Below are 22,393 nucleotides of genomic sequence, written 5' to 3'. Positions count from 1 at the left end.
GCTCACTCTCGCTCGTGCTCCGTTGCGACCCGCGCAACGAACTCCACCGATTCGACGGGGCTCAGCGCCACCTCGGCCAGCCTATCGGCCTCCCGCCGGAAGTGCGCCACCTGCGGCGCCTCCTCCAGGAACAGCCCGGCCAACTTGTGGTCCAGATAGACCACAGACCGGTTGCGAGGGAAGTCGAAGAGCGCGAACGACCCGTCCAACCCGGTGTGCCCACCCACCGCCAGCGGCACCACCTGCAACGTCACGTTCGGCCGCTCGGCGGCCTCGATCAGGTGCCGGAGCTGCCGGGCCATGACGCGGTGGCCACCGAGCACCCGGCGCAACACCATCTCGTCGAGCAGCGCGTGCAGCGTCGGCGGCGTGGCCCGGCTCAGGACCGCCTGCCGGCCCAGCCGGGCGGCAACACGCCCCTGCGCCTCGTCCGCCGGCACTCCGCAGCCGACCATCACCGCCTGGGTGTAGTCCGGGATCTGCAACAGGCCCGGCACCAGCAGCGGCTGCCAGTTCACGACGCTCGTCGCCTCGGCCTCCAACCGGATCAGCGTCCGGGACTCGTCGGAGAGCCCACCGATCGCCTCCCACCAACCGGTCTCGGCCGACCGCTCGGCCATCCCGAGCAGCCGCTTGCGCTCGTCCCCCGTGATGCCGTAGATCACCAGCAGCGAGGCGACGTCGGCAGCCTGGACACCCTGGATGCCGGTCTCGATCCGGGACAGTTTGGACGGCTGCCAGCCCAGCCGGATAGCCACCCGACGCAGCGGCAGCTTGCGTGCCTCCCGCAGCTCGCGTAGCTCGCCGCCGAGCCCACGACCGACGACTGTGGGTTGACTGGCCTTGGGCATCGCTGGTCCTCCGCGTCGACTCGCGTCGCACCGTCACGCTGACGGCATGGACTCGTCGCGTTGAGCATTGACTTGATCTCAGCCACCCGCAACCATCGCAAGCAACGTTGCTGAGCGTTGTTTCCCGCTCCGGAGGTTGTGATGCCCATCTGGACCCAACAGCCCGCCTGGCTGCGACCGTACGATCCAGCCGATTCACCCGGGCCGATCCCGTCGGTGATCGCCCACTTCCGGCGGCACGGACGGGAGGAGAAGCCGGCACCGACGGAGGCGGAGCGAGAGGCGAGCCGCTACACAGTGGTGCTGGTGCCACCCGAGGCCGCCGTAGCTCTGGGCGACGACCGAGGCGAGGTCGGACTGCAACTGTTCCGCGACACCGAGTGGGACCACTACCCGGCCCATCTCGACGAGGCGGTCAAGCTGATCGAGGAGGCGTGCGGCGAACGGGTCACCCTTGTCGAGCACCGCTCCGACCTCACCTACTGGACCGCCCACATCCGCCCTGACGGCCGAGCCTCAGCGCGCTCGGACACCAAAACGTGCCCCCGGAACACTCAGGCGGGCCAGAACGTCAGTTCTTGACGCCTGAGGCCGCAACACCGGGTATTGTAATAGCCGTTCAGGGGGATTAGGAGTTGAGCTAGAGGATGCTGCTGCGCTTCCGGGTGACCAACTTCGCCTCCCTCCGCGACGAGGCCGAGCTGAGCCTCATCGCCGCCGACGAGCACCCGGACCTCGCCGTCCGGCCGGTGCCGCGGGAGAAACTGTCCGTTCTGCCCGTGGCAGGCATCTTCGGCCCGAACGCCTCAGGCAAGTCCAACGTCGTCAAGGCCCTCGGCTTTGCACGCGACGCGGTTCGACTGTCCCACCAGCGCTGGCTACCGGAAGAACCGATCCCAGGGCGCTGGCCGTTCCGGCTCGACCATGAGAGCGGGAACCTGCCAAGTGAGTTCGTCTTCGACTTCGTCGTCGAGAACGTCAGGTACGAGTTCGGCTTCTCACTGGACGACGAGGCAATCCGACAGGAGTGGCTGTACGCCTTCCCGAAGGGCCGGCGGCAGGTCTACCTTGAGCGCGACGGCGGGTCACTGCACTTCGGGAACAACTTGACCGGTCCGCGCGAGCTGATCGCGGAGACTGTCCGACCAAACAGCCTGTTCCTCTCCGCGGCAGCCACGCTGAACCACCCACAGTTGAGCAAGATCTACCGCTGGTTCAGTCCTCGTCAGATGATCGCCTCGGGCGATGTGTCGATCGCTCGGCCTCCACACGTCCTACCAGATGATCGGATGCTCGCGCTCCTCCGATTCGCGGATCTGGGCATCGTTGGCGCGGCGCTCGTTCAGCGGGAGTCGGACCCGGGCACGGGTCCAACAGAGCCGCAGATTGAGCTTGTGCACTCGGCACACACCGAGGACGGGAAGGCAGCTCTGCCTTGGCAGTGGGAGTCAGCCGGCACCCGCAGCTGGTTCGACCTCTTGCAACTGGCGGTGCGGGCACTCGACGTCGGCGGACTACTGGCCGTCGACGACCTTGGTAGTGAGCTGCATCCGCTCCTCACGACCGAACTGATTCGCCTCTTCCACACGCCGGATACCAACCCGCACGGCGCACAGCTCATCTTCAACAGTCATGATGTCGGGCTTCTCGGCCGCCACCGCAATCTTCGACTCAGCCGAGACCAGATCTGGCTCACCGAGAAGGGCAGCGGCGGCGCGACGCGGCTCTACCCCCTCAGCGAGTTTCGGGTACGCGGCGGCCTCGACGACGTCGAGGGCCGATACCTGAAGGGCCGCTACGGTGCCGTGCCCTTCCTGGACCACGAGGTGCTGGACCTCCTCGTTCCGCCGACGCGCGCGGCCTGAGCACCACCAGCCGAAAACTCCAAACTTTGAACACTGGCCTTTGAAGTTTGGTGGCTTGGTGGCTTGGTGGCTACTCATGCCCCTTGTCGACGTGCGCCACTTCTCGGCCGTCCGCTGATGGCCCGTCCCGGCAAGCCGCTGCGCCGCCAGCCCGGAACTCGACGGGAGCGCAAGACCTACCTGGTCTGCTGCGAAGGCGAGAACACCGAGACGCTTTACTTCAAGGGTCTGCGCCGCGAGCTACGGGCGGGCAATGTGCGGATCGAAGTCGTCTCCGGCCACGGTGAGCCGTACGGCGTTGTCGAGAAGGCCGTCGCGGACACCAACCGGGCCGCCGCCCAGGGTGATGGTTACGACGAGGTCTGGTGTGTCTTCGACGTTGAAGCTCCAGATGTACACGCCCGCCTCGGCGCGGCACTCGCGCTGGCCGCGCGGCACGGCATCAACTGCGCCATCTCCAACCCCTGCTTCGAGGTCTACCTACTCCTTCATTACGAGGAGCTGCCCTACCTGACATCCGACGAGGCGTGTCGCCGACTGGAACGACACCCGTGTGGTTATCGCCGACGGTGCAAGCTCTTGGACTTTGAGGCGCTTAGAGCCGGCCGTCCTGACGCGTTCCGTCGGGCGGCGCGACTGGACAGGCTGAGCGCGGGCCTGCCGCTAGCCGACCGGAATCCCTCAACCTCGGTGCCAGGCCTGGTGGCCGCGCTCGAGTCCGACGCCGCCACCAGCACGTTTCCCCAAAGAACGGCTTGAGGAGCACACCGTGCCCATGCACAAGATCGAGATCGACGACGAGGTGTACGCCCTGCTTCAGCAGCACGCGGAGCCCTTCGTCGATCGGGAGAACGACGTGCTCCGCCGGTTGCTGGGGCTCGACCTCGACCCCAAGAAAGCGAAGGAAGCTCGGCTGTCAAGCGGAGACCTCATGGGTCTGATCGAAGCCGAGCTGCTGATCCCAGGCGATGAACTCATCCACGTTCAGTTACGGAAGGGCAGGACACACCGAGCGGTGGTCACAACAGATGGACACCTTCGCCTTCCCGACGGGTCCACCTATGCGAAGCCTTCGCCAGCATTGAAGGCGTGCGTGGGCCACGACATCAACGGTTGGGGGCAGTGGACCCACGTCCGGAGCAATAAGCCACTTCAGGCGCTCCGAATCAAGCTACTGCAAGCTTGAGTCGTCAGGCGTCGTAGTCGACAGTGAGCTTGTCGGTGGTCGGGCTGGACTGGCAGGTGAGGACGTAGCCGGCGGCCAGTTCCTCCGGCTCCAGGGCGTAGTTGCGGGCCATCGAGACCGACCCGTCGACGACCTTCGCCTTACAGGTCGAGCAGACACCGCCCTTGCAGGCGTACGGCAGCTCGCCGCGCACCTTCAACGCGGCGTCCAGCACCCGCTCCTCGCGACCCATCGTGAAGCTCGACGACCGGCCGTCCAGCACGATGGTGACCTCCGCGCCGGCGCCCGCCTGATCCGCCGGACGGCGCACCGGCTCCGGCGGCGCGTCGACGTGGAACAGCTCGGTGTGCACCGCCGACTCGGGCAGGCCACGTGCGGTCAGCACGTCCCGGACGTCGACCACCATGGCGTACGGGCCGCAGAGGAACCACTCCTCGATCACGTCGCCCGGCACGATGGTGCCCAGCAACCGGCCCAGCCGTTCGGTGTCGATCCGCCCGGAGAGCAGCGCCGACTCGCCCTGCTCCCGGGAGAGCACGTGCACCAGGTGCAGCCGGGTGGGATAGCGGTCCTTCAGATCGGCCAGCTCCTCGGCGAACATCACCGTGTTCGCCGTGCGGTTGCCGTACACCAGGGTGAAGGTGCTGGCCGGCTCGACGGCCAGCGCGGTCGCGACGAGCGCGAGCACCGGCGTGATGCCGGAGCCGGCGACGACCGCGCCGTAGTGCCGCACCCGGTCCGGCGCGAACGCCGTGGTGAATGTGCCCAACGGCGGCAGCACCTCGACCGTGTCGCCGCCCCGCAGCGCCCCGCAGGCGAACGCCGAGAAGGCGCCGCCGGGGATCTCCCGTACCCCGATCCGCAGCCGGCCGTGCCGGGCCAGGTCGTCGGGGGTCGAGCAGATCGAGTACGACCGGCGCACGTCCGTGCCGTCCGCACCAGCGGAGCTGGTGGCCCCGGCTCCGCCGGGAAGACGCACGGTGAGGTGCTGGCCCGCGCGGAACGCGAAGGTCTCCCGCAGATCCTCGGGTACGGCGAAGGTCACCGCGACCGCGTCGTCGGTGAGCCGGTCGACGGCGGCGACCGACAGCGGGTGGAAGACCGGCCGGCGACGGACCGGGCGGGTGATGGTGACAGTCACAGCGCCTTCAGGTGGTCGAAGGGTTCGGAGCAGGAGCGGCACCGCCACAGCGCCTTGCACGCAGTGGAGCCGAACCGGCTGACCTGCTCGGTCTCCGGTGAGCCGCACTGTGGGCAGCGGACCGCGAGGGTCAGCGCGACGACGCCGGCGGCGGGCACCGGGGCCGGCGGGGCGATCCCGGCGGCGGCGAGCTTGGCCCGACCACCCGCGGAGATCCAGTCGGTGCTCCACGGTGGGCTGTAGACGGTGCGGACCTGGGCGTCGGGGTGGCCGGCGACCGCCAGCGCGCGGCGGATGTCGGTGCGGATCACGTCCATCGCCGGGCAACCGGTGTAGGTCGGGGTGATGGTGACGGTGACCCGACCGTTCGTCGGGTCCTGCTCGACGGCCCGCAGGATGCCCAGCTCGTCGATGGTGATCACCCGGATCTCCGGGTCCACGACGCTGGCGGCCGCCGCCCGCGCGCTCACCGTGCCGCCGTTCGCGACCGCGGGGCTCCGCCGCGCTGCCACCGCGCTCACCAGGTCGCTCCGGGATGGGCGCGGTGCAGCACCTGCATCTCGGCGAGCAGGTAGGCCAGGTGTTCGGTGTGCACGCCGTCCCGCCCGCCGGCCGGGGCCCAGCCGCTCTCCGGTCGGGTGAGCGTCGCCTCGGCCAGCACCGCGCCGACGGTCTCGTCGAAAGCGGGCCGCAGCGTGGCCGGGTCGACCGGCGCCGCCGGGTCCGCGGCGAACAACTCGTGGGTGTACGGCCACACCTGGTCGACGGCGGCCTGCATGCGACGGTGTGACTCGTCGGTGCCGTCGCCGAGCCTCCGCACCCACAGCGCGCCATGGTCCAGGTGGTACGCCGACTCCTTGCGCGCCTTCGCACCGATCGCGGCCAACCGCTGGTCGGCGCAACCGGCCAGCTCCGTGTACAGCGGTAGCTGGTAGGCCGCCAGGAAGAACAGCTTCGCCATGGTCACCGCGAAGTCGCCGTTGGGCAGCTCGACCAGGAGCGCGTTGCGGAACTCGCGGTCGTCGCGCAGGAACGCCAACGCGTCCTCGTCCCGGCCCGCGCCCTCCAGCTCGCCCGCGTACGACAGCAGCAGCCGGGCCGCGCCGAGCTGGTCGAGGGCGATGTTGGCGAGCGCGATGTCCTCTTCCATCTCCGGCGCGCGGGTCGTCCACTCGGCCAGTCGTTGCGCCGCGACCAACGCGTCGTCGCCGAGGGCGAGTGTGAAGTCGTACGGCCCGTTCACGCCGCCACTCCATTGCTGGGCCTGTTGCTTCGCTCGCTCACAGGTGGGCCACCCCGTCCGGCACCTCGTAGAAGGTGGGGTGGCGGTAGACCTTGTCGGCGGCCGGGTCGAAGAAGGCGTCCTTCTCGTCCGGGCTGGACGCGGTGATAGCGCCGGCCGGCACCACCCAGATCGAGACTCCCTCCTGACGGCGGGTGTACAGGTCCCGGGCGTTGCGCAGGGCCAGCTCCGCGTCGGGGGCGTGCAGGCTGCCGACGTGGGTGTGCGACAGCCCACGTCGCGCCCGCACGAAGACCTCCCAGAGCGGCGAGTGTTCGGTAGTCACGCGGCCACCTTCTCCTTCTGTTGCGCCCGCTTCGCGGCGTACGCCGTGGCGGCCTCGCGGACCCAGGCGCCCTCGGTGTGCGCCGCCCGGCGGTGGGCCATCCGCTCCCGGTTGCACGGCCCGTTGCCGGAGATCACCCGCAGCAGCTCGTCGTAGTCCGGCTGGGTGTAGTCGTACGCCTGCCGTTCCTCGTTCCAGCGCAGGTCCGGATCGGGGAGGCGGACGCCGAGGATCTCGGCCTGCTGGACGCACATGTCGACGAAACGCTGCCGCAGATCGTCGTTGGAGAAACGCTTGATCTTCCAGGACATCGACTGGGCGGAGTGCGTGGAGTCGCCGTCCGGCGGGCCGAACATCGCCAGCGACGGGTACCACCAGCGGTCCACCGCGTCCTGGGCCATCGCCTGCTGGGCCGGGGTGCCGTGCGCGAGGGTGTGCAGGATCTCGTAGCCCTGCCGCTGGTGGAACGACTCCTCCTTGCAGACCCGGATCATCGCCCGGGCGTAGGGGCCGTACGAGCAGCGGCACAGCGGCACCTGGTTGACGATCGCCGCGCCGTCCACCAGCCACCCGATGGCGCCCATGTCGGCCCAGCTCAGGGTGGGGTAGTTGAAGATCGAGCTGTACTTCTGGCGGCCGTCGAGCAGCAGTTGGACCAGCTCGTCGCGGCTGATGCCGAGGGTCTCGGCGGCGGCGTAGAGGTAGAGGCCGTGACCCGCCTCGTCCTGCACCTTGGCCAGCAGGATCGCCTTGCGTTTGAGCGACGGCGCCCGACTGATCCAGTTACCCTCCGGCTGCATGCCGATGATCTCGGAGTGGGCGTGCTGGGCGATCTGCCGGATCAACGTCCGGCGGTACGCGTCGGGCATCCAGTCACGGGGCTCGATCTTCTGCTCGGCGTCGACCACCTCGGCGAAGTACGCCGCGAGGTCCTCGTCGGGCGCGGGTCCGCCACGTCGGCCGCGCGCCGCGGCCGCGCGGAGCTCCGCCTCGGCGGCCTCGACCTCGCCCAGCAGGCCGGCAGCGGGCGCGTCGCCCGCAGCGGCGTCCGACGTGTCGGTCGGGGTCGGGAAGTCGTTGCCATACATGGGACAAGTGTTACAGCTTGCGACCCAAGAAACCAGAGCGTGTAACAGGAATCCGTGGATCCCATCCGTGATGGAATGAGTGCTTTGCGTTACCTGGGCACGCCGACGTCACCGTGACCTGGGCCACGATGGGAAGGCAAATCGCCACAACTGCCGCATACCGTCTCGATATCCCGCCTTTATCTCCTGTTGCCTAGTGTCGGACCCTGGCGGGTCCGCAAACCGGACGTAGACTTTCCGCCGGCACACCGATCGGCTCCAGAAGATCGCCGCCAGACAGAGGCCACCTCCCCCGGCCTCGGCGATCGGCCGATCCGTCCGGACAACAAGCCGGTCCCCCCGGCCCTGACACCTGGAGTTCACCCACTCATGCGTTCCCGCGTGACCCTGGTGCTCGCCATCGCGGCGGTCCTGCTCGGCGGAGTCCTCGTGGTCCCCGCCGCGTACGCCCGTCTCTCCAGTGGCGACAGCGGCGGGAGCGGAGGAGGCCACGGCGGCGTCATCGCCGCCCCGAAGGTCGCCGCGCCCCCACCCGCACCCACTCCACCGCCGCCGCCCACGCTGGCGGCCGGCCCGGTGTCGGTGGACTTCCAGGGCGACTTCTTCTCGTGGGCACTGCTCGATCGGCAGACCGGCACGATCTCCGGATCACCGAACATGGCCGCGACCAGCTCCACCGAGTCGATGATCAAGGCGTGGATCGTCTCGGACTACCTGCGGCAGCTCAAGGGCAAGGAGCCGCCCGCAGGGTTGAAGGAGGCGGCCCGGCTCGCCATCATCGACAGCAACGACGTCGCGGCCGACAAGGTCCACGCTGCGGCGGGCGGCTCGTACCGGCCGTCCACGAGCAGCACGCCCGACGCGGTGATCCAGCGGGCCATCAAGATCTGCGGGCTGACCGACACCACGCGCGGCGCGATCAAGCCGTTCTCCGGCTACTGGAGCTTCACCCAGATGTCCCCGCGGGACGCGGTCCGGCTCGGCGACTGCATCGCCGACGGTAAGGCCGCCGGCCCGAAGTGGACCCCGTGGGTGCTGGATCAGATGAGCAAGGTCCGGGGCACCACCGCGGCGAAGGACCAGAAGGAAAAGTCCGGCGGTGGCCGCTGGGGCATCATCGACGGCCTGCCGAAGTCGATCACCGCGCAGGGCCCGGTCAGCATCAAGAACGGATGGACGCGGATCTACTATGACCGAAACTGGCACGTCAACTGCCTCGCTGTCACCGGCAAGTGGAGTCTCGCGGTGATGCTGCGCTATCCGGCCAGAAGCAGTCTCGACTACGGCGCGAAGGTCTGCGCCAGCGTGGCCACCCAACTGGTCACCCCCCAGCCCGGCGCGGCGCTCAAGGTGCCGCAGCAGCCGGTCGGGAAGCTCTGATGGCCGGCAGTCGGCGGGCCGACCGGCGCGGCGGCGGTGAGACGTCCCCGCTGCGGCTGGTCGCCATCGCCGTCATCCTGCTCGGGTTGGTGCTGGTGTCGCTGCGGCTCCTGCCCGGGTCGCCGTTCGAGTCGGCGGCGGCCGCCAAGTGGGGCGACGCCGGCCCCGGCACGAGCGACCGCCCCACCGGCCCGGGCACCAACCGCAGTGCCCGCGAGCCGTCCTCGCCGTCACCGAGCCCCAGCCCGCTGGAGCCGCTGCCGTTCGTCGCCAAGGACCTCAACCTGGACATCGAGGGCTGGTACTCCTGGAGCGTGTTGGATCGTCGCACCGGGGAGATTATCGGTTCCAAGAACATGGGCGAGACCAGCACGACCGCTTCGATGATCAAGGCCTGGGTCGTCGCCGACTATCTGCGTCGCGCGGCCGACAACGGCCAGACCCCGAGCAGCGCGAAGCTCGCCGACGCGACGCTGATCATCCGGGACAGCGACAACACCCGGGCCCAGCAGTTCTACAACCAGGTCGGCGGGGCCGCCTCGATCAAGCGCCTGATCTCGATGTGCAAGCTGACCGACAGCAAGGTCGCCCCCGACCGCGGCTGGAGCGAGACGGCCCTCTCCCCCCGGGACGCCGCCCGCATGGGCAACTGCATCGCCACCGGCATCGCCGCCGGCCCGAAGTGGACCAAGTGGCTGCTCAACGAGATGAAACTGGTTCGCGGCGCCGGTGATTTCGGCATCCGCAAGGCCTTCCCCGCCGCCGAGCAGAAGCAGATCGCCATCAAGAACGGGTGGATCGACCGGACCGAGCTGCAGGAGATGCACATCAACTGCATGGCCATCGGTGACACCTGGACGATGGGCGTGATGGTCAGGTACCCGATCAACATGGGCTACGACTACGGCATGAAGAACTGCGAGAAGATCACCGAGGCGCTCCTGCGCCCCGGCATCTGAGCCGCGGCCCCGCGGGCCGCGGGGCCGACCCGCCGGTCAGCCGGCGAAGAACTCGGGGCCGCCTTCCGGCAGCTCCGGGGCCGCACCGATCGCGGCGGCCCGCCGGGCCCACTCGCGCAGCCCGGCGACCTGCCGGTCACCGAGCGAAAAATCCAGGGTACGGAAATACGTGGCGAGCGTCGCCGCGTCGAACGTCTCCCAACGGGCCGCGGCCTCCGCGACCTGGTCCAGCTCGGCCAGGCAGAGGTCCCGCGAGCGCAGGAACGCCTCGTGCACCTCCTTGACCAGGCCCGGATGGGCGGCGGCGAAGTCGCGGCGGACCGCCCAGACGGCGAAGACCATCGGCAGACCAGTCCACTCCCGCCACGCCTGCCCGAGGTCGGTGACGATGAGCCCCCGCTGCGGCGCCTCGTAGTACGCCCGCAGCGCCACGTCCCCGATCAGCACCCCGGCGTCGGCTTCGAGCAGCATCTGGGTCAGGTCCGGCGGGCAGCGGAAGTATTCGGGCCGCACGTTGTACTGCTCGGCGAGCAGCAACTGGGCCAGCATCACCCCGGTCCGCGAGGTCGAGCCGAGCGCCACCCGCGCGCCGTCCAGCTCGGCGAGAGGCCGGGTGGAGACCATGTTGACCGAGAGCACCGGTCCATCGCTGCCCACCGCCAGGTCCGGCAGGAGGAGCAGCTCGTCGGCATGCTTCAGGTACTCCAAGAGCGTGATCGGGCCGATGTCGAGGTCACCGGCGACAAGCGCCGCGCTCAGCCGGTCCGGCGAATCCTTCTGCAGGTCGACGTCGAGCAGGGCACCGGAACGCATCAGACCCCAGTAGATCGGCAGGCAGTTCAGGAACTGGATGTGCCCGACCCGCGGTCGTGCGATGCGCTCAGCCATGACCCGACCGTATCCCCGGCCTTCGGGTCCGGCTCGGCGGGTCGGCCCGGAGTGGCCAACCCCGCATCCGTGCCCTCCGCTCGGGGCACTGGCCGTCGTACCGCCCGGGCTACGACCGGCACGAAGGCCAACACGACCAGGAGCCCAGCCGCGCCCGCCCCGGCGATGAGTGGTCGGGGTGGGACGACCGTGAGCAGTGCCCCGCCGACCAGATAACCGGCCATCGAGCCACCCTGTACCGCCGCGCCGTAGCTGGCGTACGCCCGGCCACGCATGGGCTCCGGCACCCGGCGGCTGGTGAGCAGGTTGGCGAAGACGTTCTCGCCGCCGTTCGCCGCGCCGGCCACCAGCCAGAGCGGCACGAGCAGGCCGGCCGTCGGCACCGTCGCGGCGAGCAGCACCAGCAGGCTGCACATTGCCAGTGTGACCAACACCCCATGGATGAACGCCCCGTCGTGGTCGAACCGACGGGCGAGTCGTGCGGCGATCCAGCTGCCGGGCAGCATGCCGGCCATCCATACCGCTCCCACCAGGCCGTACGTGGTCGCCGAACCGTGCAGCGTCTCCCGGATGAAGAAGACCTCGATCACGTTGATGCCGCCGATCGCCGCGATCACCACGGCGGTGCTGACCACCATGACCAGCATCAGCGGGTCACGGCGCAGCCGCCAGCGCACCTCCGTACCGCTCGGGTTGGCCTGGTTCGCGGGGCTTCCCCCGCCCGCCGGCCCGGCGGCGGCGGGTCGTCGGCCGCCCCGACGGGTCCGCAGCAGCAGGCCCGCGACCACCAGCGCCAGGTAGGTCACGGCATCGAGAAGCAGGGGTACGCGAGTGCCGAACTGCCCCACCAACAGGCCGGCCAGCGCCGGCCCACCGAGCGCGCCGAGGGAGACGGCGTTCTGACTGATCGCGCTGGCCCGGGGCAGGTCAGCCGGACGGACCATCGCCGGCAACAGCGCCGCCAGGCAGGGCTGGGTCACCGCGAGCCCGCAGGCGAGCAGGGCGACGAGACCCACGACCAGGACCGGGTGCTCGGCGACGGCGAGCAGCGTACAGATGACCGCCTGCGCTAGCCCGACGGTGACCAGCAGGGTGCGACTGTCCACCCGGTCGACGAGCCGTCCGGTGAGCGGGGCGAGCACCACCAGGGGCAGTGTGGCCGCGAGCAGCAGCCCCGAGACGGCGAGCCCTCCGGCGCCGGCGCCCTGCAGCGCCAGCGCGAGTGCGGTGGCGGCCAGGAAGTCTCCACAGATCGTGGTGCCACGGGCGGTGGCGGCAAGCCAGACGTCCGGCCAGCACGACGAGTCAGTTGTGAAGGACATACTTCGAAAATATTCCTTCACAACTGTCCGGCGCAACCCCTGCCGTCGGAACACGCGCATCCGACGGCCGCGCCGCGACGGCGAACGCCGGCACAACTCGCCGCCTCGGCGGGCCGGGTGAGCTGCGGCGAGGAAGCCGTCCGCAGCGCCATCGAGCCGGCGCCTGGGAGAGCTAGGCCAGCGGCACTGCCCGGTACTGCACGGCGACCGTGCGTGCCCCCGCCGGAGGATCCGCCTGGCGCCGACGAGCCTGGTACGGCCGCAACATGGTCAGGACCGCCTCGTTCACCTCGGCCAATTCCTCGGCGGTGAGCAGCAGCAGCGTGTCGGTGAACAGAGCGTTGGCGTACCACTCGGCGGGCTCGCCCCCAGCGCGCCGCAGCCAGTCCCGCGTCCGCTCCATGGCCCGGACCGCGTGCGCCTCCACCAGCGCCTGCTCGGCCGCGCGCGCCTCGGGCCCGGCATCGCGACCCGCCTCGACCAGCACACTCCCACTCGGCACGCGCCACAGCCGCTCGCGCGCGTCCCCCCGACTCGGCGCCTGCTCGACCAGGCCGAACTTCGCCAGCGCGCGCAGGTGGTAACTTGTCGCGCTCGGCGACAGCCCGGCGATCTCCGCGCACTCGGTGGCGGTCCCACCGCCCTCGCGGCTACTCAGGTATTCCATGATCGCGATCCGGGCCGGATGAGCCATCGCCCGCATCACCTGCGGGTCACTGATCGTCATCCGACGCGAATCGGGGCTGGCCTCGGTCATGAGCCCATGATCCCGGGCGGCTCCCCGACCCGCCATCACCTCCGCGGTGGGCGGCAACCGACTTCCGCTAACAGCCGGCCGAGAGCGTGGCCGGTCGATGCGACATTCAGCGTCAACGCCGCGGTCGAAGCGGGCCGAACGTGTCGTACATCTGTCCTATTCTGTCTTCATGTTGGGGGTGTTGACGCAGGCCGGAGGCACGGTCGACGACTGCGCCGAAACCGCGCTCTGGGGGCTCTCCGACGACGAGCTGCTCGCCTCTCTCGACGCGACCCACGTGTTGGCGCAGCGGCTGGCTACCGTCCAGCTCGGCCTGGTCCGCGAGGTGGACGGCCGGGGCCTGGCGGTCGCCCAGGGCGCCTCGTCCACCGCCGTCTGGCTGCGGGAGCGGCTGCGGCTCTCCGGTCGTTCCGCGCGCCAGCTGGTCCAGCTCGCCGCCACCGTCGATGACGCGCCAGCGGCGGTGCGCGACGCGCTGCTCAGCGGCGCCATCACCGTCGAGCAGGGTCGAGTGGTGGCCGAGACGATCGCCGCGCTCCCGGTGGAGGCCGGCCCGGAGGTGGCGGACAAGGCCACCCGACTCCTGGTCGACTGGGCCGACCGGTTCGATCCCACCATCCTGAACCGGTTCGGAGAGCGGGTCCTCACGCACGTCGCACCGGATCTCGCCGACCAGGCTGAGCTGAAGGCTCTCCAACGGGCCACCGAGCGGGCCGAGGCCTGCCGGCACGTCACGCTCTCCGAGCAGCAGAACGGTCAGGTACGCCTCAGCGGAAACCTGGACACCGAAACCGCGAGCCTGCTGCGTGAGGCGATCGACCCGCTCTGCGCCCCGGCCGGTGAGCACGACGACCGCAGTCCAGGCCAGCGCCGAGCCGACGCGCTCGGCGAAGTCTGTCGGCTGGCGCTGCGCACCGGGCACTTGCCCGACAATGGCGGAGACCGGCCGCAGCTCATGGTTACCGTGTCGCTCGACGATCTGGTCAACGGCGTACGCGCCGGCACCGTGGAGACCGGAGTTCGTCTCACGCCGGGCGCGGTCCGCCGTCTCGCCTGCGATGCGGGCGTGCTGCCCGCGGTGCTGGGCGGCGACAGTCAGGTCCTGGACGTCGGCCGCCAGCGCCGGCTCTTCACCGGCCCGCTGAGGCGTGCGCTCGTGCTGCGCGACGGCGGTTGCGCCTTCCCTGGCTGTGATCGGCCGCCGCGATGGTGCGACGGTCACCACGTCCGACACTGGGCCGACGGCGGAGCCACCGCGCTGGGCAATGCCGTGCTGCTCTGCGGCTACCACCACCGGTTCGTCCATCGCAGCGACTGGACGGTCCGCATCGGGGCGGACGGCCGACCCGAGTTCCTTCCGCCTCGCTGGCTCGACCCCCTGCGCACACCACGCCGCAACCGCTACCACCGGCGCTGCTGATACCGGAGGTGCCTCCCCTGTCCGTCCGGGCATGCCGACCGCCTGGCAACACGCCGCACACCGCCTCGGGCAGCCACCGCACCGCAGCGCTGCACCCGGTGCGACGCCCACCGCGTTACTGCCCGCCGACACGCCCACTTTCGTGCGCCGCGCCCGGCGACACGCCCTCTCCTACGGGTGGTTGCGTGGGTAATTCGGTGGAACGGACGGGCTTGGGAGCGTAGGGTTGCAGCCCGCTTGACGGCCGAGGTGAGCTGCACCGGAACGGACGTCTTCGCGCCGGGCGGCCGGCCATCCGCCCCCGGACACGCGAGCGCGCAGCAGATGTGAACGATGGGACGTCAGCATGCCCGCACTTGACCTCGACACCGATCTGTCCGCCGAACGCGCACACCTGGCAGCATCGCGGAACGCGCTGCGGCGAATGCGGGACCGGGCCGAAGCCCTCTTCGCCACCGGTGACCAGGTGGCCGGCGACGCGTACGCGGCGGAGACACTCGGCCGCACCCTGGCCCGTCGGGTGGCCGAGCTGGCCGACGACCCGACAACGCCCCTGTTCTTCGGCCGCCTGGACTTCACCGAGTCCACCGACCCCGACGGCACCGACACCACCGACAGCGGCAGCGGCAGCGGCAACGGCAGCGGCAGCGGCAGCGGCAGCGGCAACGGCAGCGGCACCACGCACGGCACCACCACGCACGGCACCACCGACACCGGCAGCACCGGCGGCAGGGCCAGTGACGGGGATCCCGGCGTGGGTGTGCGCAGCTCAGATCATGAGGGTCGGCGGTATCACGTGGGGCGGCGGCATGTCGCCGACGACCGCGGCGAGCCGTTGGTGCTGGACTGGCGGGCGCCGGTCTCTCGGTCGTTCTACCAGGCCAGCGCGCGGGATCCGCAGGGCGTGGCGGTCCGGCGACGGTTCGGGTTCAGCAACGGGGTGCTGACCAGTTTCGAGGATGAGCGTCTCGATCGGGGCGAAGAGCTCGGCACGACCAGTCGGATCCTCACCGCCGAGATCGAGCGGCCGCGTGTCGGGCCGATGCGGGACATCGTCGCCACGATTCAGCCGGAGCAGGACGAGCTGGTTCGGGCCGACCTTGCCGACTCGATCTGTGTGCAGGGGGCGCCGGGCACGGGGAAGACGGCTGTCGGCCTGCACCGGGCCGCGTACCTGCTGTATCTGCATCGGGAGCGGCTGCGGCGGGCGGGTGTGTTGATCGTCGGGCCGAACAGGGCGTTCCTGTCCTACATCGCGGCGGTGTTGCCGGCGCTCGGTGAGGTCGAGGTCGAGCAGGCCACGGTGGAGGAGTTGATTGCCCGGGTGCCGGTTCGGGCGGTCGAGGCGCCGGAGGTCGCCGTGCTCAAGCACGACGTACGCATGGCGTGTGTGTTGCACCGCGCGGTGCAGGCACAGATCGGCTCGGCCACCGAACCGATCACCGTGTCGGACGGTTCGTTCCGCTGGCGGATCGGGCTGGAGCCGTTGCACCGGATCGTCGAGGAGACCCGCCGGGAAGGGCTGCCGTACGGCACGGGTCGGGAGCGGGTCCGCGCGCGAGTGGTGAGCCTGCTGCAACGACAGGCCGAGGCGCGGCGGGCGGAGTCGCCGAGCGACGCCTGGTTGCGCCGGATGGGCCGCTGCCGTCCGGTGCTCGACTTCCTGGACGCGGTCTGGCCGGCACTCACCCCGGAAGGGCTGGTGTTCGGTCTGCTCTCCGACCCGGTACGGCTCGCCGCTGCGGCGGACGGCCTGCTCACCGACACCGAGCAGGCGTTGCTCAGCTGGGTGAAGCCGGCCCGCACCGCGAAGGCGACCCGCTGGACGGCCGCCGACGTGGTGTTGCTCGACGAGGCGGCCGGGCTGCTGGAACGGCCCTCCGGTTTCGGGCACGTGGTGGTGGACGAGGCGCAGGACCTCTCCCCGATGCAGTGTCGGGCCATTGCCCGGCGCAGCGAGCACGGCTCGGTCACCCTCCTCGGTGACCTCGCCCAGGGCACCGCGCCGTGGGCGGCGACGGACTGGCGGGAATCCCTCGCCCACCTGGGCAAGCCAGACGCCGTGGTGGTCCCGTTGACAGTTGGTTTCCGGGTGCCCGCCGCGGTTGTCGCGTTCGCGAACCTGCTGCTCCCGGCACTCGCGGTGGACGTACCGCCGGCCGAGTCGCTGCGCCACGACGGCGGCCTGGACGTGCGTACCGTGACCGACCTGGTCGCGGAGACGGTGGCCGAGGTGCGGGCGGCGCTCGCGCACGACGGCTCGGTGGGTGTGATCGCGGCCGACGACGCGGTCGACGAACTGCGCGCGGCGCTGGCCGCCGCCGGTGTCGCGACCGCGACCGCCGACGACGTCGCGGCCGCGGAGCGGGTCACCGTGGTGCCCGCCACGCTGGTCAAGGGCCTGGAGTACGACCATGTGGTGGTGGTCGAGCCGGCCGCGATCGTCGCGGCCGAGCCGCGCGGGCTGCACCGGCTGTACGTGGTGCTCACCCGGGCGGTGTCCCGGTTGGCGGTGCTGCACCGCGAGCCGCTGCCCGCCCCGCTCGGGGGCGGCTCAGCCGGCTGACACGGCCGTCGCTACCTCGCGCAGGGGGCGGCCGGAGTCAGCCAGCGGCACGTGGAACGACAACCACGAACCGTCGGCGAAGTCGAGCCGCAGCCGCTTCCAGTTCAACCGGTACCAGCCGACCCGGGCGGCCACCGTCGTGCGCGGCGCCGACCCGAGCAGTTCGACGTCGGCCTGCGCCCGGTCGCTCGCTCCCGAACTGGAGAACAGCCCGACCGGTGCTGTCGCGCCGAGCAGCAACCGCTCGTCGGTGACCCCCAGCACGACGTCGCGGAGGCCGGAACCCTTCGTCGCCACGGTCAGGGCATGGTGCAGCAGAGATGCCTGCGAACCCGGTTCGCCTCGACCTCCGACACCGAAGAAGAGCCAGTCGACGGCGTCGTCGGCCCGGCCGAAGGTGATGTTCGGCGAGAGCACAATGAACAGGGCGCCCAATAGGCTCGGCCCGCCGGAGGCAGGTGGCGTCGCCGGCTGCGGGGGTGCCGCCGGGGTCAGACCACCGCCCACGTGGACGCGGGCCACGGCACGCACCCGTTCGCCGGTGGGGAGCAGTCGGGTGAGCCCTTCGACGTACCGTGCGTGACTCTCGTCGACGATCATCGACGCCCCGGCTGGGCGTTCAGCTCGCTGTGCGGGCTCGACACGGACCCTCCTCTGTGTCCTGTGCGACGGGTCAGCCGCCGCCGCTGCCACCATAGGCACTGCCCCCGCGACCTGGTGACCCCGCCCGCGACGTCGGGGGCACCGCACTTTGACTCCGCGTCCTAGGGTTCGTGCTGGGGGGTAACCCGCCACGACCTGCTTCCCCACGACGCCGCCGCGGGGGCAGTGTGAATGCCCGAGGAGCTGACATGACCCTCGTCCGCGCCGACCAGGCCAGCCGCCGGTACGGCGACGTCCTCGCCCTCGACCGCGTCGACCTGGAAGTCCGGGCCGGTGAGCTGGTCGGCCTGCTCGGGCCGAACGGCGCCGGCAAGAGCACCCTGATGAACCTGCTGGTGGGCCTGCGCCGCCCCACGTCCGGGCGGGTCGAGCTGTTTGGCGGCGACCCCCGCGACCCGGCGAGCCGCCGGCAGATCGGGGTCACTCCGCAGGAGACCGGCCTGCCGGGCACGCTGCGCGTCGGTGAGGTCGTCGACTTCGTCTCGGCGCACTATCCGGACCCGGTGCCCCGCGGGGAGTTGCTCGACCGCTTCGGTCTGGGCGATCTCGTCCGACGGCAGTGTGGCGGGCTCTCCGGTGGGCAGCGCCGTCGGTTGGCGGTGGCGCTGGCGTTCGTCGGCCGGCCCCGCCTGGTGCTGCTCGACGAACCGACCACCGGCCTGGACGTCACCGCCCGGCACAGCCTGTGGGAGGCGATCCGCGCGTTCCACGCCGACGGCGGCACCGTGCTGTTGAGCAGCCACTACCTGGAGGAGGTGGAGGCGCTGGCACAGCGGGTGGTCGTCATCGGGCAGGGGCGGGTGCTCGCCGACGACACGGTGGACGCGGTGCGCGGCATCGTCGGCGTACGCCGGGTCAGCCTGGTCGCCGACGACCTCCCCGACCTGCCCGGGGTTGTTCGCAGTGAACGGATCGACGGGCGGCTGCACCTGCTCACCACCGACGCCGACGAACTGGTCCGCGCGTTGGTCACGGCCCGGACCACCTTCAGCGACCTGGAGGTACGGCCGACCTCGCTGGAGGAGGCGTTCCTCGCCATCACCAGCGGGGACGTGCCCGTCGGGGGTCAGCGCGCCAGCGGAGACCGGCCCGCCACCACCGCTGCCGGCGGTCGGTCCACCACCGCCTGAGGAGGCCACCGTGCAGCTCGCCCTGGTCCACGCCCGCTACCAGCTCCTGGAGATCATCCGAATCCCGGTGGCCGTCGTCGGCAGCGCCTTCTTCCCGGCCGCCGCCATGATCTTCTTCGTGGTGCCGTTCGCCCGCGACGACGCGGTCGGCGCCACCTTCGCCACCGCGTCGATGGTCACCTTCTCGGTGATGAGCGCCAACATCTTCCAGTACGGCGTCGGCGTCGCGGAGGACCGTGACCAGCCCTGGAACCCGTACACCCGGACCCTGCCGGCCGGGTCGGCGCCCCGCTTCGCGGGCCGGGTGCTGGCCGGCCTGGCGCTGACGTACCTGTCCCTGATCCCGGTCGTGGTCATCGGCGCGACGCTCACGCCGGCCCGGGTCACCCCGGCGGCGTTCCTGTTGACCGCCGTCACGATTGCCGTCATCTCGGTGCCGTTCACGCTGATGGGCCTCGCCATCGGCTACTCGCTGCCGAGCAAGGCCGCGATCGTGGTGGCCCAGGTGGTCTTCCTGCCGCTCGCGTTCGGCGGCGGGCTGCTCTCCGCGCCGGGAGACGCGCCCGGCTTCATCGAGACGATCGCGCCGTTCCTGCCCACCCGGGGGGTGGCCGAACTGATGTGGTCGGCGGTCGGTGACTACCCCGTCGAGCCGCTGGCACTGATCATGCTGGGCGTCTGGGTGGTGCTGCTCGCCGCGCTCGCCGGCTGGGCGTACCGGCGGGACGAGGGTCGCCGGTTCAGCTGACGATTCGTCCGTTTCCGCCCCGCGCCGCGGCGGGACGGTGCCAGGATTCCGGCAGGGGGTCGCCGTGGCCACCCGGGCCGAGAGGGGTCTTTGACCGTGAGCACCGTCCCGCCGGGCACGCCCTGCTGGGCCGACCTGGCCACCCCGGACCTGACCGACGCGCGGCGTTTCTACCCCGAGCTGTTCGGTTGGACCGGTCGGGTCACCCCGGAACCCGAGGCGGGCGGCTACACGGTCTTCCTGCTCGACGGCAGACCGGTGGCCGGGGCCGGGCCGCCGGCGATCCCGGACCAGGTGCCCATCTGGTCGACGTACCTCGCCACCGACGACGCCGAACTGGTCGCCGGTCGAGTCGAACGGGCCGGCGGGCAGGTGGTGGTGCCGCCGTTCGAGGTCTTCGACCGAGGCTGGATGGCGGTCTTCGCCGACCCGGCGGGCGCCACGTTCAGCGTCTGGCAGCCACTGGCGATGGCCGGCGCCGAGGTGTTCAACGTGCCGGGCGCGATGAGCTGGAACGAGCTCGTCACCCCCGACCCCGAGGGCGCGAAGGTCTTCTACGAACTGGTGTTCGGCTGGCAGCCCGACGACCAGGCGGTGGGCCCGATGACGTACACCGGGTGGCGGCTCGGGACGCAGATCGTCGCCGGGATGATGCCGCCGCTGGCCGACGACTTCCCGGCCGACCTGCCGGCGTACTGGACCGTGTACTTCGCGGTGACCGACGCGGACGCCGCCGCGGCCCGCGCCGCCGAGCTGGGCGGAACGATCCTCGTCCCACCCCGCGACATCCCGGCGGGCCGCTTCGCCGCTCTCCGCGACCCCCAGGGCGCCCTCTTCTCCGTCATCGACCTGGGCCCCTGACCCAGCGCCTGCGTGCTCAGGGGCGGGTGGGGCGGACCGGGACCACCAGAGGGCCGTGGGTGCCGGGGACGACCCGCACACTGGCCCGGTAGTGGGTGGCGAGCAGGTGCTCGGTGAGCACCTCGGCCGGAGTTCCGGCGGCGACCACCTCACCGCCGTCGAGCATGACCATCCGGTCGGCGTACTCGCCGGCCAGGGAGAGGTCGTGCATCGTGGCGAGGACGGTCAGACCGTGCTCGCGGCGTAGCTGGTCGACAAGCTCCAGCACCTCCTGCTGGTGACCGATGTCGAGCGCGCTTGTCGGCTCGTCCAGCAACAGCAGGGTCGCGCCCTGGGCGAGCGCCCGGGCGAGGAACACCCGTTGCCGTTCGCCCCCGGAGAGGGTGGCCAGTTCGCGGCGCTGGAAGCCGGTGAGGTTCAACCGCCCCAGCACGTCGTACGCGGCGTCGACGTCGGCCGTCGACTCCCGGCCCAGCGCCGGGATGTACGGGGTACGTCCGAGCAGCACGTAGTCCAGCACCGACATGCCGGGCGGTACCACCGGGGACTGCGCCACCGTGGCCACCACCCGGGCGCGGTCCCGGCGGCGCAGCGCGGCGCTCGCCGTACCGAACAGGGTGATCGCCCCCGGCGCGGGCAGCAGGCCGCCGACGGCGCGCAACAGGGTCGACTTGCCGGCGCCGTTCGGGCCGATCACGGTGACCCACTCGCCGACGGCGACGGTGAGGTCGACGCCGGTCAGGATCGGTGTGCCGTCCAGGCTCACGTGCAGCCCGCGTACCTCGATGGCCGGCACGCCGCCGGCGGCCGACCGAGCGCCGGCGGGCGGGCCGGCGGTGGCTTCGCGGCTCATGTGAGCACCCGGCGGGCCGTTCGCAGCACCAGCACGAAGAACGGGCCGCCCAGCAGCGCGGTCACCACTCCGATCGGCACCTCGGAGGGAGCGGCGGCGGTGCGGGCCACCACGTCGGTGAGTGCCAGGAACGCGCCGCCGAACAGCAGCGACATCGGCAGGATCACCCGGTAGCTCGACCCGGCGAGCAACCGGACGGTGTGCGGCACGATGATGCCGACGAAGCCGATCAGCCCGGTCGCGGAGACCGCCGCCGCGGTGCCCAGGGAGGCGGCGGCGATCAGCAGGTAGCGGGTGCGTTGCGGGTGCAGGCCCAGACTCCTCGCCTCGTCGTCACCCACCGCGAGGACGTCCAGCTCACGGCGGTGCAGCAGCACCACCACAGTGGTCAGGGCGGCGTACGGCAACACCAGCAGCACGTCGTGCCAACCGGCGGTGGCCAGCCGACCGAGCAGCCAGGAATAGACCGGCTGGATGCTGTCGGAGTGTCGTTGCAGCAGGTACGTCTGCCCGGCGGAGAGGAACGCGGAGACCGCCACCCCGGCCAGGATCAGCATCGCGGGCGAGCCGCGTCGCCCGCCGGCCGCGCCGAGCACGTAGGTCATCGTGACGGCCAGCAGCGAGCCGGCGAACGCGGCCAGCGGAATGGTCATCGGCAGCCCCGAGATCGCGCCCTGCCGGCCGGCGCCGCCGAGGGCGATCGCCGCGGTGACCGCGAGGCCGGCGCCCGCGGCCACACCCAGCAGGTACGGGTCGGCCAGCGGGTTGCGGAACACACCCTGGTAGCACCCGCCGGCCATGGCGAGCAGGCCGCCGACGAGCAGGCCCAGCACCACCCGGGGCAGCCGCAGCTCGGTGACGATCGCGATCTCCCGCTCGGTCAGCCCGCTGTCGAGGTGCACCCCCGGGATCAGGTTGAGCAGTTCGGCGGCGACGCTGCCCGGAGGCAGGCTCACCGGGCCGAGCGACACCCCGACGACGAGCGCGACGAGCACCGCGAACACCCCGGCGACCAGCCAGCGCACCCGCAGCCCGGCGGGCCGGGCCGCGGACTCCTGCCCGGCGGGCCGGGCCGCGGACGACCCAGCGGGCGAGCCCTCCGGCGGCGGGCCAGCGGGCGCGCTCGCCGGCGGGGTCTCGGCCGGCC

At 71.2% G+C, this 22,393-nt stretch carries 23 protein-coding genes; 11 read left to right on the top strand and 12 right to left on the bottom strand.

Features of this window, described 5'->3' with window-relative positions; translation table 11 throughout:
• Positions 1-2: 2 nt before the first annotated feature.
• Positions 3-851 carry a helix-turn-helix domain-containing protein gene (locus tag ACLQ29_RS08390; protein WP_425771059.1) on the bottom strand — a complete coding sequence of 283 codons (849 nt, stop codon included), beginning with the start codon at positions 849-851 and terminating at the stop codon, positions 3-5.
• A 141-nt stretch (positions 852-992) separates the two neighbouring features.
• On the opposite strand from ACLQ29_RS08390, the gene ACLQ29_RS08385 reads away from it, so the two are divergent.
• The 4 genes from ACLQ29_RS08385 to ACLQ29_RS08370 all read left to right on the top strand — a co-directional run bounded on the left by ACLQ29_RS08385 (position 993) and on the right by ACLQ29_RS08370 (position 3,902).
• On the top strand, positions 993-1,433 hold the full coding sequence (locus ACLQ29_RS08385; RefSeq protein ID WP_425771058.1) for a hypothetical protein: 441 nt from the start codon (positions 993-995) through the stop codon (positions 1,431-1,433).
• A 65-nt stretch (positions 1,434-1,498) separates the two neighbouring features.
• On the top strand, positions 1,499-2,716 hold the full coding sequence (locus ACLQ29_RS08380; protein WP_425771057.1) for an AAA family ATPase: 1,218 nt from the start codon (positions 1,499-1,501) through the stop codon (positions 2,714-2,716).
• A gap of 117 nt (positions 2,717-2,833) precedes the next feature.
• On the top strand, positions 2,834-3,475 hold the full coding sequence (locus ACLQ29_RS08375; RefSeq protein WP_425771056.1) for an RloB family protein: 642 nt from the start codon (positions 2,834-2,836) through the stop codon (positions 3,473-3,475).
• 16 nt (positions 3,476-3,491) lie between these two features.
• Entirely contained in the window at positions 3,492-3,902 is a 411-nt protein-coding gene (locus ACLQ29_RS08370; protein WP_425771249.1) for a hypothetical protein, read from the top strand.
• 4 nt (positions 3,903-3,906) lie between these two features.
• Here ACLQ29_RS08370 and paaE read toward each other — a convergent pair whose 3' ends face one another.
• From paaE to paaA, 5 genes are read right to left on the bottom strand one after another with little or no spacing between them, the layout of a single operon-like run.
• A complete protein-coding gene (gene paaE, locus ACLQ29_RS08365) occupies positions 3,907-5,043 on the bottom strand; it encodes a 1,2-phenylacetyl-CoA epoxidase subunit PaaE (RefSeq protein ID WP_425771055.1) in 1,137 nt (378 codons plus the stop codon).
• Entirely contained in the window at positions 5,040-5,513 is a 474-nt protein-coding gene (paaD, locus tag ACLQ29_RS08360; protein WP_425771248.1) for a 1,2-phenylacetyl-CoA epoxidase subunit PaaD, read from the bottom strand. The genes paaE and paaD overlap by 4 nt, the downstream gene beginning before the upstream one ends.
• Positions 5,514-5,560: 47 nt before the next feature.
• Positions 5,561-6,286 carry a 1,2-phenylacetyl-CoA epoxidase subunit PaaC gene (paaC, locus tag ACLQ29_RS08355; protein WP_425771054.1) on the bottom strand — a complete coding sequence of 242 codons (726 nt, stop codon included), beginning with the start codon at positions 6,284-6,286 and terminating at the stop codon, positions 5,561-5,563.
• Positions 6,287-6,323: 37 nt separating this feature from the next.
• Positions 6,324-6,611, bottom strand: a complete 288-nt coding sequence (gene paaB / locus ACLQ29_RS08350) for a 1,2-phenylacetyl-CoA epoxidase subunit PaaB (RefSeq protein WP_355027413.1) — start codon at positions 6,609-6,611, stop codon at positions 6,324-6,326.
• Complete coding sequence (gene paaA, locus ACLQ29_RS08345) at positions 6,608-7,699, bottom strand: 1,2-phenylacetyl-CoA epoxidase subunit PaaA (RefSeq protein ID WP_425771053.1); 1,092 nt, start codon at positions 7,697-7,699, stop codon at positions 6,608-6,610. The genes paaB and paaA overlap by 4 nt, the downstream gene beginning before the upstream one ends.
• A gap of 369 nt (positions 7,700-8,068) precedes the next feature.
• On the opposite strand from paaA, the gene ACLQ29_RS08340 reads away from it, so the two are divergent.
• Positions 8,069-9,079, top strand: coding sequence for a hypothetical protein (locus ACLQ29_RS08340; protein ID WP_425771052.1), 1,011 nt, complete (start codon positions 8,069-8,071; stop codon positions 9,077-9,079).
• Entirely contained in the window at positions 9,079-10,038 is a 960-nt protein-coding gene (locus tag ACLQ29_RS08335) for a hypothetical protein (RefSeq protein ID WP_425771051.1), read from the top strand. Before ACLQ29_RS08340 ends, ACLQ29_RS08335 begins: the two co-directional genes overlap by 1 nt.
• A 36-nt stretch (positions 10,039-10,074) precedes the next feature.
• On the opposite strand, the gene ACLQ29_RS08330 is transcribed toward ACLQ29_RS08335, so the two are convergent.
• The 3 genes from ACLQ29_RS08330 to ACLQ29_RS08320 form a co-directional block, all read right to left on the bottom strand.
• Positions 10,075-10,926, bottom strand: a complete 852-nt coding sequence (locus ACLQ29_RS08330) for a menaquinone biosynthetic enzyme MqnA/MqnD family protein (RefSeq protein ID WP_425771050.1) — start codon at positions 10,924-10,926, stop codon at positions 10,075-10,077.
• Positions 10,878-12,248 (bottom strand): MFS transporter, encoded by a 1,371-nt coding sequence (locus ACLQ29_RS08325; protein ID WP_425771049.1) that lies wholly within the window; start codon positions 12,246-12,248, stop codon positions 10,878-10,880. Before ACLQ29_RS08325 ends, ACLQ29_RS08330 begins: the two co-directional genes overlap by 49 nt.
• 172 nt (positions 12,249-12,420) lie before the next feature.
• Entirely contained in the window at positions 12,421-13,005 is a 585-nt protein-coding gene (locus ACLQ29_RS08320) for an ArsR/SmtB family transcription factor (RefSeq protein ID WP_425771048.1), read from the bottom strand.
• Between the two features lie 169 nt (positions 13,006-13,174).
• Between ACLQ29_RS08320 and ACLQ29_RS08315 the strand changes: the two genes are divergently transcribed.
• Positions 13,175-14,425, top strand: a complete 1,251-nt coding sequence (locus ACLQ29_RS08315) for a DUF222 domain-containing protein (RefSeq protein WP_425771047.1) — start codon at positions 13,175-13,177, stop codon at positions 14,423-14,425.
• 346 nt (positions 14,426-14,771) lie between these two features.
• The gene (locus ACLQ29_RS08310; RefSeq protein WP_425771046.1) at positions 14,772-16,991 is read left to right on the top strand and encodes a HelD family protein; all 2,220 of its coding nucleotides are present in this window, start codon (positions 14,772-14,774) and stop codon (positions 16,989-16,991) included.
• Here ACLQ29_RS08310 and ACLQ29_RS08305 read toward each other — a convergent pair.
• Complete coding sequence (locus tag ACLQ29_RS08305) at positions 16,980-17,591, bottom strand: hypothetical protein (RefSeq protein ID WP_425771045.1); 612 nt, start codon at positions 17,589-17,591, stop codon at positions 16,980-16,982. The genes ACLQ29_RS08310 and ACLQ29_RS08305 overlap by 12 nt on opposite strands.
• A 251-nt stretch (positions 17,592-17,842) precedes the next feature.
• On the opposite strand from ACLQ29_RS08305, the gene ACLQ29_RS08300 reads away from it, so the two are divergent.
• The 3 genes from ACLQ29_RS08300 (at position 17,843) to ACLQ29_RS08290 (ending at position 20,393) form a co-directional block, all read left to right on the top strand.
• Positions 17,843-18,784 (top strand): ABC transporter ATP-binding protein, encoded by a 942-nt coding sequence (locus ACLQ29_RS08300; RefSeq protein ID WP_425771044.1) that lies wholly within the window; start codon positions 17,843-17,845, stop codon positions 18,782-18,784.
• A 10-nt stretch (positions 18,785-18,794) separates the two neighbouring features.
• Entirely contained in the window at positions 18,795-19,532 is a 738-nt protein-coding gene (locus tag ACLQ29_RS08295; RefSeq protein WP_425771043.1) for an ABC transporter permease, read from the top strand.
• Between the two features lie 96 nt (positions 19,533-19,628).
• Positions 19,629-20,393, top strand: a complete 765-nt coding sequence (locus tag ACLQ29_RS08290) for a VOC family protein (RefSeq protein ID WP_357244012.1) — start codon at positions 19,629-19,631, stop codon at positions 20,391-20,393.
• A gap of 16 nt (positions 20,394-20,409) precedes the next feature.
• On the opposite strand, the gene ACLQ29_RS08285 is transcribed toward ACLQ29_RS08290, so the two are convergent.
• Positions 20,410-21,246: an ABC transporter ATP-binding protein gene (locus ACLQ29_RS08285; protein ID WP_425771042.1), complete on the bottom strand. Its 837-nt coding sequence runs from the start codon at positions 21,244-21,246 to the stop codon at positions 20,410-20,412.
• A complete protein-coding gene (locus ACLQ29_RS08280; protein WP_425771247.1) occupies positions 21,243-22,277 on the bottom strand; it encodes a FecCD family ABC transporter permease in 1,035 nt (344 codons plus the stop codon). Before ACLQ29_RS08280 ends, ACLQ29_RS08285 begins: the two co-directional genes overlap by 4 nt.
• Positions 22,278-22,393: the final 116 nt, after the last annotated feature.

The sequence above is a fragment of the Micromonospora sp. DT228 genome (assembly GCF_049841595.1).
Taxonomy (GTDB): Bacteria; Actinomycetota; Actinomycetes; order Mycobacteriales; family Micromonosporaceae; genus Micromonospora.
Note: the sequence above shows the minus strand (reverse complement) of the source record. Positions and strands in the feature narration are given on the sequence as shown.